The 11,154-nt window shown below is 43.3% G+C and carries 12 protein-coding genes; 1 reads left to right on the top strand and 11 read right to left on the bottom strand.

The genetic code is table 11. The features are described 5' to 3' along the window. Positions 1-72 precede the first annotated feature (72 nt). Positions 73-357, top strand: a complete 285-nt coding sequence (locus tag CWC03_RS02860) for a hypothetical protein (RefSeq protein ID WP_249313929.1) — start codon at positions 73-75, stop codon at positions 355-357. Between the two features lie 131 nt (positions 358-488). Here the strand turns inward: CWC03_RS02860 and speD are convergent, their stop codons facing one another. The 11 genes from speD to rpe all read right to left on the bottom strand — a co-directional run bounded on the left by speD (position 489) and on the right by rpe (position 11,059). After that, a complete protein-coding gene (gene speD, locus CWC03_RS02855) occupies positions 489-1,298 on the bottom strand; it encodes an adenosylmethionine decarboxylase (protein ID WP_128728867.1) in 810 nt (269 codons plus the stop codon). An 85-nt stretch (positions 1,299-1,383) separates the two neighbouring features. Next, positions 1,384-1,797, bottom strand: a complete 414-nt coding sequence (locus CWC03_RS02850; protein WP_010607074.1) for an OsmC family protein — start codon at positions 1,795-1,797, stop codon at positions 1,384-1,386. A gap of 104 nt (positions 1,798-1,901) precedes the next feature. Continuing rightward, complete coding sequence (locus CWC03_RS02845) at positions 1,902-2,237, bottom strand: DUF3802 family protein (RefSeq protein WP_171040194.1); 336 nt, start codon at positions 2,235-2,237, stop codon at positions 1,902-1,904. Between the two features lie 152 nt (positions 2,238-2,389). Further along, positions 2,390-3,862, bottom strand: coding sequence for a succinylglutamate-semialdehyde dehydrogenase (gene astD / locus CWC03_RS02840; protein ID WP_138580501.1), 1,473 nt, complete (start codon positions 3,860-3,862; stop codon positions 2,390-2,392). 15 nt (positions 3,863-3,877) lie between these two features. Continuing rightward, positions 3,878-4,891, bottom strand: coding sequence for an arginine N-succinyltransferase (astA, locus tag CWC03_RS02835; protein ID WP_138580500.1), 1,014 nt, complete (start codon positions 4,889-4,891; stop codon positions 3,878-3,880). A 67-nt stretch (positions 4,892-4,958) separates the two neighbouring features. Beyond that, on the bottom strand, positions 4,959-6,170 hold the full coding sequence (locus CWC03_RS02830; RefSeq protein WP_138580499.1) for an aspartate aminotransferase family protein: 1,212 nt from the start codon (positions 6,168-6,170) through the stop codon (positions 4,959-4,961). Between the two features lie 357 nt (positions 6,171-6,527). After that, the gene (locus CWC03_RS02825) at positions 6,528-7,703 is read right to left on the bottom strand and encodes an HDOD domain-containing protein (protein ID WP_138580498.1); all 1,176 of its coding nucleotides are present in this window, start codon (positions 7,701-7,703) and stop codon (positions 6,528-6,530) included. A 220-nt stretch (positions 7,704-7,923) separates the two neighbouring features. After that, positions 7,924-8,505 carry an anthranilate synthase component II gene (locus CWC03_RS02820; RefSeq protein ID WP_138580497.1) on the bottom strand — a complete coding sequence of 194 codons (582 nt, stop codon included), beginning with the start codon at positions 8,503-8,505 and terminating at the stop codon, positions 7,924-7,926. 187 nt (positions 8,506-8,692) lie between these two features. Further along, the gene (gene trpS / locus CWC03_RS02815) at positions 8,693-9,697 is read right to left on the bottom strand and encodes a tryptophan--tRNA ligase (protein WP_138580496.1); all 1,005 of its coding nucleotides are present in this window, start codon (positions 9,695-9,697) and stop codon (positions 8,693-8,695) included. Positions 9,698-9,722: 25 nt separating this feature from the next. Then, a complete protein-coding gene (locus CWC03_RS02810) occupies positions 9,723-10,388 on the bottom strand; it encodes an HAD-IA family hydrolase (RefSeq protein WP_138580495.1) in 666 nt (221 codons plus the stop codon). Beyond that, positions 10,388-11,059, bottom strand: a complete 672-nt coding sequence (gene rpe / locus CWC03_RS02805) for a ribulose-phosphate 3-epimerase (protein WP_138580494.1) — start codon at positions 11,057-11,059, stop codon at positions 10,388-10,390. The genes CWC03_RS02810 and rpe overlap by 1 nt, the downstream gene beginning before the upstream one ends. Positions 11,060-11,154 lie beyond the last annotated feature (95 nt).

The raw sequence follows: 11,154 nt of genomic DNA, 5'->3' as shown, positions 1-11,154 counted from the left end.
AGATTCGATACGTGGCTAGTGCGTTCGGGCCAGCTTTGACGATGAATTCAGGGCAGAGCTTATCTTCGGTTAATGGTCGTTAACGAAGTATGCTCTCACCCTGTATATGGTATTTACTTTGCGTTTATTCTAGTTGACCTCGTGGCCTTCGGTGAAAATATTATTCGTAATTTAGAACATTTCGGCGTAGATGAAAGCTTTGCCAAACAATTCTGGAGCTGGGGCTTAATATACTATAACTACGAAATCCTAAAGTCGATTTTACTTTCCTGCGTAGTCACCACCATACTGGCTACTATCTTTGTCGAACGACAGCGCCCTGATACGCCAGATGAGGAATTAGAAAGCGAATCTTAGTGATTTTATAACTGTCACCTTATAAGCGGGTATAGTCGTGCTCTATGCGCTTATATGATGACTTAACAAGAAATTTCAGACATTAAAAAAGGCGCTTGCGCGCCTTTTTTAATACCTTAATTTACCGCTGATTATTCAGTTTCTGGTAAATTGCGACCGTAGAACACTTCCTGAATTTCACGATTCAGTTTAAGACGAATTTCTTCCTCTTCCTCTGCATCCAAGTCTTCAGTGCTAATTCCAAATAGATATGCATTTAGGTCTGTTTCCTTAAGCATCATCTTAGTATGGAATAGGTTCTCTTGATACACGTTTACGTCTACCATGTGGTATGCGTCTTTAGTATCTTCTGTCATGTAATTCTGGATCGAGTGAATTGCGTGGTCGATATAGTGCTTTACACCATTAACGTCACGAGTAAATCCACGAACACGATAGTCAATCGTTACCACATCTGACTCTAAAGAGTGAATTAAGAAGTTAAGCGCTTTTAGTGGCGAAATAATGCCACACGTTGAAACTTCGATATCCGCTCTAAAAGTACAGATACCATCATCAGGGTGTGCTTCTGGGTAAGTATGAACACAAATGTGACTCTTATCCAAATGCGCGACCACGGAATCAGGTAGTGGACCTGGTGCTTCGTTGCTATCAAAAGTCTGTTGTTCAACAGGCTCTTCTGATACTAAGATCGTCACACTTGCCCCTTGTGGTTCATAATCTTGACGTGCGATATTCAGTACATTCGCACCGATAATATCCGTTACGTCTTTTAGAATATCTGTCAAACGATCAGCACTGTACTGTTCATCGATGTATTCTAGATATTCTTTACGTTGCTGCTCGGTCTTGGCGTAGCAAATATCGTAAATGCTAAAGCTTAAACTCTTAGTTAAGTTGTTAAAGCCATGGAGTTTAATTTTATCAAAGGGCTTGTTCACGATAGACCCACCTTAATACAAAAAATCTGCGCTGCAGAAACAAAAGTTCGCGGATTTTATACGAAAATAGCGCTATGAAAAAGCGTTATTTTTCGTCAATTTCAACCACTTCATGGCTATGCGTAATTTCTACTGCTTTTTCAAGCATTAATGCCACTGAACAATACTTTTCAGCGGATAAACTTACGGCTCTTTCTAGGTGCTTTTCAGAGACATTACGCCCTTTCACCACAAAGTGTAAATTGATCTTGGTAAAAACCCGAGGTGCGCTTTCTGCGCGCTCTGCGGTTAATTTTACTTCCACGTCGGTCACATCCTGACGTGCCTTTTGTAGAATGCTGACGACATCGACTGACGAACAACATCCCGCTGACATTAATACCATCTCCATTGGACTTGGCGCAGCACTATCAGAACCGGCATCAAATACCACATTATGTCCCGACGCAGAGCGACCAATAAAGGTATCTCCTTCAACCCATTTTACGCTAGCTAACATAGTTATCCTCTATAAAGCATAACACCGCCAAATGGCGGTGTATCTTAAACCTAGAATTGCCTTTAAGTGTGTTTGTTTACACTGTCGATAGTGATTGTGCCAAGCTATACAGCAGAATCAAACAGGTTTTTGACTAAACCTGCGAATTCTTCGATAAATTCTTTTTGTTCTACGGTGACTCGTCTATCAACAACACTTGATAGCACTTCTTGTAAGTCATACACAATGCCATCTACCTCACGCACAATCATACTGCGCTGCTCTGTAGACAATTCAGAATGTTGCTCGCATATACGGATAACATTTTCAGCGATCACGTCCTCGATCAATTCCATGACTGTTGGAGCCCCTGGTTCAACCGTCCCAGACTTCTCAAACAAGGCTAAGTTTTGCGTCAAATACATGACTAAATCATCGTACCCTTGTTTATCTAAAACCATACTTTGCTCACCCGAACCTATCAAAGACATCTCCTATTGATTTAAGCAGAAAGTTTTTTCGATTGCTACTTTTGTAGTCAACTAGACACAAAAAAGCAGCCGAAGCTGCTTTTCTTTTCAATTTTTATTGAGTAAACCTCAATATTGGTATTTTAATCCAAAGATAAACCTGGGCTCAAGCTAGAAGGTAAAGTTACCTTTTCTAGTTCCACTGAAGCCACTGGGTATGCACAGTAATCTGCCGCGTAGTATGCACTTGCACGGTGGTTACCTGACGCACCGATACCACCAAACGGCGCAGCACTTGAAGCGCCAGTAATTGGGCGGTTCCAGTTTACGATACCTGCGCGTATACGACGTAAGAAACGATCGTAATCCGCTTCATTGTCGCCAAGCAAACCTGCTGATAAGCCAAAGCTTGTTTCATTCGCTTTTTCGATTGCAGCGTCAAAGTCTGTGTAGCGGAATACTTTTAATAACGGGCCAAAGTGCTCTTCATCAGGGAAGTCTGCAATGTTAGTACACTCGATGATACCTGGCGTCACAAAGCCTGTACCTTCTGTGTGTGTCAGCTCGATAAGCGACTCACCACCAAGCTCAATAAGCTGCTGCTGCGCTTTTACCATGCCTGCAGCTGCTGCATTTGAAATCATTGACCCCATGAACGGTTGATCTGCATCGTCAAAGTTACCCACTTTAATCGCTTTCGTTGCTTTGATCAGTTGCTCAAGGATTGTGTCACCTTGCTCACCCGCAGGAAGGAATAGTTTACGAGCACAAGTACAACGTTGACCACTTGAGATAAACGCAGATTGAATAATGTCGTGTACTGCCGCTTTGGTATCCGCTACGTCTTTTACGATGAGTGGGTTATTACCACCCATTTCAAGCGCTAAAATCTTACCAGGTTGACCTGCGTATTGCTCGTGTAGCAAGTGACCCGTACGAGAAGAACCAGTAAAGAATAAGCCGTCGATACCCGCGTGTGACGCAAGTGCTTTACCTGTTTCAACTTCGCCTTGAACTAGGTTAATAACACCAGCAGGAAGGCCTGCTTGTTGCCAGTATTTAAGCGTTAGCTCAGCAACATACGGCGTTAGTTCAGACGGCTTAAAGATAACCGTGTTACCAGCTAGTAGCGCAGGTACGATATGACCATTTGGTAAGTGGCCAGGGAAGTTATATGGACCAAATACAGCAACTACACCGTGCGCCTTGTGACGGATCACAGCACGGCCAACTGGCATTGGGTTTTCAACAACGCCTGTACGCTCTTGATAGGCTTTCTCAGAAATCGCGATTTTACCTACCATAGCACCCGCTTCTGTACGAGTTTCCCAAAGTGGCTTACCCGTTTCTTTAGCTATTGCGATGGCCAGCTCTTCGCTGTTTTCTTTTAGTACTTCAGCGAAACGCTTAACAATTTCTAGACGCGCTTCAAAACTCATGTCGCTCCATGAATAGAAAGCTTCACGAGCCGCTTTTACTGCGCCATCAACTTGCTCAGCAGTCGCTGCGTTTGCGCTCCAAATAACGTCGTTGTTTGCTGGGTTTACAGAGCTAAAGCTTGCGCCTTGTCCTGCAATCCACTCACCATTTATTAGTTGTGCTGCATGTGTTGTCATAATCTGTTCCCAATCTTAAATCTTTACTAGGCTTACTTGATCGCCTTCTTCAACTTTTAGCGCCGCGGCAACATGCGGAGCAAGCGTTACTTCATTGCCATCAGTCAGGGCTAATTCGATTACCGCCGCGCGATAATCAACAAGTTTACCATTTGCGACCATAACAGGGAATCCACCGTTGCTTTCGCCTATTTTCACAGTACGAGTTTCACTATTGCGAACCGTGCGGATATTTCCCACTTTTGCTTCTACCGTTGGACCCGCGTCGAAGATATCAACATAACCATTAAATGTGAAACCTTCGCTTTTTAATAGCTCAATTGCAGGACGCGTATTGTCATGAACTTCACCAATTACCGCTTGTGCTTCTTTACTAAGCAGGTTTACGTAGATTGGGTACTTTGGCATTAATTCAGCAATAAAGACCTTTTGGCCGATACCCGTTAAATAATCCGCTGTCGGGAAATCCATCGAGAAGAAATGCTCTTCAAGCCATTGCCAAAATGGACTTTCGCCCTGCTCGTTAGAAACACCACGCATTTCCGCGATAACGGTTTCAGCGAAACGATCACGATGTTGGTTGATAAACATAAAGCGAGAGCGAGATAGCAGTTTGCCGTTTGCGCCTCTGCGATAGCCATCTTTCAAAAACAGGGTGCATAACTCCGTCGCGCCAGTGTAGTCGTTACATAGCGTTAAAATATCCACTGCTTTATAAACATCGAGTGTGCGTGAAGAGTGGATCACTTTGCTTAGGTGATAATGATAAAACGCATCATCTAAACCAACCGCAGCTTCGATACCACTGGTACCAACCACCTCGCCTGTTTCAATATCTTCTAATACAAATAAATAACCTTCATCAAAAGGCTTGTCTGCTTGCTTGCCAAATGAAGCAACAGAGCGTGCAATCTTCTTCTGTAGTAGCTCTTCGTTTACAGGCAAAGAGGTAAAACCGTGGCCTGATTCGTGAGCAATGTTTAAAAGCGCTGGATAATCGCTTTCTTGGATTGGGCGAAGGATCATCATGAGCCCGCTTACTCCTCAAAAATGTGGATAACAACAAGGCCACCACAAGGTGACCTTGCAACCAGTATTAAGCGTTGTTAGCAACTACCGCAGCAACGGCTTTTTCGAAGCGTGCCATCCCTTCGCGGATGTCAGCTTCTGGAATAACAAGAGACGGAGTGAAACGCACTACGTTTGCACCTGCAACGAGTGACATCACGCCCTGCTTGATACCTTCAACTAAGAATTCTTTTGCTTTGCCTTCGTACTTTTCAGTGACCACACCACCAAGCAATAGACCTTTACCACGTACTTCTTTGAATACGTTGTACTTATCGTTGATATCGTTTAGTAGTTCACGGAATAGCTGCTCTTTTGCTTTTACGCCATCAAGTACTACTGTTGTGTTTACTGTGTCAAATGCCGCTTCTGCAACCGCGCACGCCAGCGGGTTACCGCCGTAGGTAGAACCGTGAGTGCCTACTTTTAGGTGTGCAGCAATCTCAGTTGTTGTGATCATCGCACCAATAGGGAAACCACCACCAAGTGCTTTAGCCGTTGTTAAAATATCTGGCGTTACATTTAAACCTTGGTATGCATACAGGTCACCAGTGCGGCCAACACCTGTTTGCACTTCATCAAAAATAAGTAGCGCGTTGTGCTTGTCACATAGCTCGCGAACACCTTTTACAAACTCAGCAGTTGGTGAAATGATACCACCTTCGCCTTGTAGCGGCTCCATCATCACGGCACAAGTATTGTCTGAGATAAGCGCTTCAAATGCAGCTAAATCGTTATAGTCTGTATGAACGATGTCGCCCGGCTTTGGACCAAAGCCATCAGAGTATGCAGCTTGACCACCTACGGTTACAGTGAAGAAAGTGCGACCGTGGAAACCTTTGTTGAAAGAGATAATTTGCGACTTTTCAGCACCAAACTTATCAAGCGCCCAACGGCGTGCTAGTTTAAGCGCCGCTTCGTTCGCTTCTGCACCTGAGTTTGCAAAATAGACTTTCTCTGCGAACGTGGCATCGGTTAGCTTTTTCGCTAAACGTAGTGCAGGCTCATTCGTCATCACATTGGAAAGATGCCAAATTTTCTCGCCTTGCTCTTTAAGCGCGCCCACCAAAGCAGGGTGACAATGACCTAAACAGTTAACTGCGATACCACCAGCAAAGTCGATGTATTCACGACCTTCCTGATCCCATACTCGAGAACCTTCACCTTTTACTGGAATTACCGCTGAAGGTGCGTAGTTAGGTACCATTACGTCGTCAAACAATTCACGATTGATAGTCATTTTATTTCCTCATATTTGGTGAGTGAAAGTGCAAACAAGGAGACATTTCCTTTTGGAGGTCGGCGCGTTGCCGCCACTTGATAGGATATTTATTCACACCAATTCGGTGCTATGTATTTTGACCCGCCCCTTGATGGCACAAAATTCATACGCTCATTATTCCAGAAAAAGCGCCATTTGTCTCACTTATACCACGTTCTCAGCCCTTAGTATTCAAGGGTTTAACATATATTCTCAACTCAAGTGAATAACTATCTAGGGCAGATATTTAGGGCAAAGCAAGCGCCGTGCAGCCTTGCACAGATCATTTAAGATTAGGTTTTGAATGAATAGTCGCAAAAAAAATTTCAATTTTTTTTACAAAATCGTCAACTGTAGGTTATGGAACGCACATTTTGCCAATTGCTGACGCATTTCTTCGGTAAGTTCCAAATGATTAAGCAAAATTTCCGCTTCGTCGTCTTCAATCAACTGACTATCTTTTAAAACAAGTAGTTGTGCGTAGCCATAGGCTTTTTGCATCACTTGCGTCAAAGGTAATGGATCAGCAATGTTTTTATGCGCATTTGGTAGATAAGTTTGCGCATACTCTTCCATGACCGCATTAAAGGGCAAATAACGTAACTCCATTTTTTCAATTAACTTGCGTGAAATCTCTGCCGAATGTTCGATCAACAAGTTACGTAAGAATAATGGATCAGGAGATAACTCCATTAATGCGGTGTGTAGGTCTTTTTGCTTTTTGTCTCGTGCTATTTGCACCTTGGCTTGCCACACCTTTTCGAAGGTCCGCAAATAAAGACGGATCAAGGCCACCTTCCCAAGCTCCAGTAACATGCCCAAAGTAAATGCATGTTGCTCTTTTACCCCAAAAAATGGCGCCAGTTCTTTTGCCGCAATAGCCGTGCTCATGCTCAGCTCGCGTAATTTACGCTTCATTAAACCAAATGGTTCTGTAGCATGCGGCATCCAATGTCTCACCGCCATTGTCGGGATGACCATTTGCAAGTTCTCAAGGCCTAAATACCTTAAAGCTAATGCCGGTGTGTCGACCTTAATAGACGTACCTTTGCTGTTTTTTTTGCGATATTGTGGCAAGTTGACTAGCGAAACCAGCTCACGACCCAACCAACTTAAGTCATTGACCAAAGGCTCTAAACGTCCAACCGAAGCTGAGCGCACGGCAAGAATGTCTAAGATCGCAGGAACGGAGTCTTGAATACCAATCACATCATGATAGATATTATCAAGGTCATGCAGCTGCTTTGAGATAGCTTCTTCGATAACGGAATGTAGATGCTTACTCGCTTTAGCAATATATTTGTGGTGACTTGTACTACTTTCTTGGCGTTTTGCAGCCGCAGCAATTTCCACCTCTAGCATAGTGCGCTGGGCGATATTCTCACCGTAGCTAATATCAAATGTATGGATATAGCCTATTTGCTTCTGCGCAAAGTTGAGGCTGATAAGAAGGTCATGGGCACGCTCAGATAGCGCTTGTGCCATTCTAATTTGCTTATTTTCTTGCGTCATGCATGCTACTTATCTAAAAGAAAAACACTGAGTTAAGCACTCAACAGAATCGTCTTACTGATTAACATTATACCAGTAAAAGCAATATTATGATTTGATATTGCGCACAATAGAATCAAAAAGTTACGTATCAAAAACTAGGCCCTAGTCTAACCAACAAAAGCGTAGTGAATATGGATGTATAACACTTAGGCGAAGTCCAGTTAGTTCTGTTTAAACTTTAGAAGCGTTTTATAAAGTTATCAAGTAATGCTAAGCCGTGCTCCGTGAGGATAGCTTCTGGGTGAAATTGCACACCTTCAAGTGCTCTATCGGATGCCAAGAGTCCCATAATTTCATCACGTTCACCCTCTTGTGTCTGTGTCCAAGCCGTCACGGCTAGAGACTTTGGTAAGCTACTTTGCTCAACAACCAAAGAGTGGTAACGACATACTTCGTATGGTGATGGCAGGCCTTGAAATACGCCTATGTTGTTATGGTGCACTCGAGACGTTTTACCATGCATCACTTGTTTTGCTCGAATGACTTTGCCACCTAAAGCTTGTGCGATAGTTTGATGGCCAAGACAAATGCCGAGGATAGGGATTTGTCCCTGTAGACGTTTTACGACTTCAAGCGAGATCCCAGCTTCATCAGGACTACAAGGGCCAGGAGATAGCACAACATATTTGGGATTAAGCTGCTTAATTTGTGAGGCGCTGATTTCATCATTTCGCTTTACCAGCACATCCACATCTAAGCGCTGAAAATACTGCACTAGGTTGTAGGTAAAGGAATCATAGTTATCAATCATCAACAGCATGTAGGTACCACTAAAAGAACCAAGCGGCCTATTCGCCACAGGGGTAAAGATCTTCGTTATAAATCTATTTTATCACGAACTCAACAGGAGAGTTTTCTTATATCTAGTATCTGCTTTAAACCAAGAGCCTGTAGACCCTTATAAAACAAAAAGACACCATAAATGGTGTCTTTTCTTTGTGTTTTTATCAACCGCGAGGAATAAAACCGACGGCGTCATACACAGCTTTCAGTGTTTTTTCGGCACGAATACTTGCTTTTTCCGCGCCTTTTTTCATGATTTCGTTCAGCAGAGTTTGATCTTCACGGATTTCTTTAAAGCGCGCTTGAATAGGCTCAAGCATATTCACTACCGCATCGGCAGTATCTTTCTTCAAATGACCGTACATTTTGTCTTCGTACTCTGGCACTAACTCTTCAATTGAGCGTTTGGTTGCAACACTAAGTAGCGTCAGTAAGTTGGACACACCAGGCTTTTCAACACGATCAAAGTAAATCCGTGCTTGCTCATCTGAATCCGTTACCGCTTTTTTCAGCTTTTTCTCTATCTTCTTAGGTTCATCCAACAGCATCACAAAACCATTTGGGTTTTCGTCTGATTTTGACATCTTCTTGCTTGGGTCTTGCAAGCTCATAACACGAGCGCCAAACTCTGGAATATAAGGTTCTGGGATCTTAAAGACATCGCCATACAGGTTGTTAAAGCGCGTTGCGATATCGCGGGTCAACTCAAGGTGCTGTTTTTGGTCTTCACCAACTGGTACCTGATCCGCTTGATACAATAAAATATCCGCAGCTTGCAATACTGGATAGGCGAATAAGCCAACGTTGACGTTATTGGCGTGCTTTGCTGACTTATCTTTAAACTGCGTCATGCGGTTTAATTCACCCATTTGTGCATAACAGTTCAGCACCCAACCTAGCTGTGCATGTTCAGGCACCTGTGATTGTACAAATAGTGACGATTTATTTGGATCGATGCCGCAAGCGGTATATAGTGCTACGCCGTCTAATACGCGATCGCGTAGTTGCTGTGGCTCTTGGCGAACCGTAATGGCGTGCAAGTCAACCAACATAAAGTAACAATCATGATCGTTTTGTAGTTTAAGCCACTGGTTAATGGCACCTACGTAATTGCCTATTGTCATACCACCGGTTGGCTGAATACCACTTAATACTACAGGTTTACTCATGTCGTTCCTTTATTTCTTCATTGAATTAACGTTGATTGATAATGGGGATAATATCTAAGAATCCATCACAAAGGTACTGTGGATTGAACTCTTTCAAATCGAATCCTTGATTATACCCATAATTTAAAGCAATCACAGGTATCTTAGCGCCCTGAGCGGCCAAAATATCGCTTTTAGAATCGCCAACCATAATTAGCTTATCCGCAGGTATACCTAGACGCTCGGCAGCCAACAATAGCGGTGCTGGTGATGGTTTCTTGTCAGTATCATCACCACAGACGATACAATCAAAATGCGCTGTTAGATTTAATTTATCCAGCAGCTTTAGCGTAAATGCACGATTTTTATTGGTCACGATGGCTTTTGGCACTGTGGCAAATGCAGATAGCCCTGTCTCAACATGCGGATACAAACCCGCATACTGACCAACTAATTCATCATAATGCACTTTAAAACGCTCAATGGCGGTGTGCGCTAAACTTTCGGATAGCGCTTCACTAACTTCATGGCTACCGCTTAAGCCTCTTTTTACTAACATATCGATGCCGTTACCTACCCATTCACGCACTAGAGCATGACTAACAATTGGGTGAGCAAGCTCAGACAGCGTTAAGTTGAGCGCCATATACATATCCTCGACGCTATCAACTAACGTGCCATCGAGGTCAAATAAAATACCCTCAAAGCGCATTATTTTACCTTTGCTAATTCTTGACGCATGGCGTCTATTACCGTTTTGTAATCAGGTTGATTAAAGATAGCGGAACCCGCAACAAACATGTCTGCACCGGCAGCTGCGACTTCTGCAATGTTGTCCACCTTAATCCCACCATCCACTTCAAGGCGAATGTCGCGACCGGAAGCATCAATCCGTGCTCTCGCTTCTTTTAATTTCTCAAGTGTATGTGGGATAAAACTTTGGCCACCAAAGCCCGGATTTACTGACATCAAGAGGATTTGATCAATTTTATCCATCACATGATCGAGATAATGCAGCGGCGTGCCCGGGTTAAATACCAAGCCTGCTTTACAACCTGACTCCTTAATCAAAGCAAGGCTTCTGTCTATATGCTCGCTGGCCTCTGGGTGAAATGTAATAATGCTCGCCCCAGCTTTAGCAAACTCGGGAATTAGACTATCTACAGGCTTTATCATCAAATGTACGTCGATAGGAGCGGTAATTCCGTAATTTCTTAATGCGTCACAAATCATAGGGCCAAAGGTTAAATTTGGCACATAGTGATTATCCATTACATCGAAATGAACCACGTCGGCACCCGCAGTCAGTACCTTTTCAACATCTTCACCTAACCTCGCAAAATCAGCGGATAGAATGGATGGTGCAATTAAAAAATCAGACATACTTTTCCCCTAAACGTAAGACCGTGATACTGTACCGTAAATTGCCCAAAATGTCTGCGATTTAAGGCGCTTTATGATTGTGCAATAAACGAACA

Origin of the sequence: Pseudoalteromonas sp. S2755, from assembly GCF_005886535.1 — a bacterium.
In the GTDB taxonomy this organism is placed as follows: Bacteria; Pseudomonadota; Gammaproteobacteria; order Enterobacterales; family Alteromonadaceae; genus Pseudoalteromonas.
This window is presented reverse-complemented; position numbering and strand designations above follow the sequence as displayed.

Excerpts from the sequence above, each read along its gene's own strand:
- CWC03_RS02860 (WP_249313929.1), top strand. The coding sequence starts at position 73 with ATGGTCGTTAACGAAGTATGCTCTCACCCTGTATATGGTATTTACTTT.
- CWC03_RS02850 (WP_010607074.1), bottom strand. The coding sequence starts at position 1,797 with ATGTTAGCTAGCGTAAAATGGGTTGAAGGAGATACCTTTATTGGTCGC.
- CWC03_RS02845 (WP_171040194.1), bottom strand. The coding sequence starts at position 2,237 with ATGGTTTTAGATAAACAAGGGTACGATGATTTAGTCATGTATTTGACG.
- astD (WP_138580501.1), bottom strand. The coding sequence starts at position 3,862 with ATGACAACACATGCAGCACAACTAATAAATGGTGAGTGGATTGCAGGA.
- astA (WP_138580500.1), bottom strand. The coding sequence starts at position 4,891 with ATGATGATCCTTCGCCCAATCCAAGAAAGCGATTATCCAGCGCTTTTA.
- CWC03_RS02830 (WP_138580499.1), bottom strand. The coding sequence starts at position 6,170 with ATGACTATCAATCGTGAATTGTTTGACGACGTAATGGTACCTAACTAC.
- CWC03_RS02825 (WP_138580498.1), bottom strand. The coding sequence starts at position 7,703 with ATGACGCAAGAAAATAAGCAAATTAGAATGGCACAAGCGCTATCTGAG.
- CWC03_RS02820 (WP_138580497.1), bottom strand. The coding sequence starts at position 8,505 with ATGCTGTTGATGATTGATAACTATGATTCCTTTACCTACAACCTAGTG.
- trpS (WP_138580496.1), bottom strand. The coding sequence starts at position 9,697 with ATGAGTAAACCTGTAGTATTAAGTGGTATTCAGCCAACCGGTGGTATG.
- CWC03_RS02810 (WP_138580495.1), bottom strand. The coding sequence starts at position 10,388 with ATGCGCTTTGAGGGTATTTTATTTGACCTCGATGGCACGTTAGTTGAT.
- rpe (WP_138580494.1), bottom strand. The coding sequence starts at position 11,059 with ATGTCTGATTTTTTAATTGCACCATCCATTCTATCCGCTGATTTTGCG.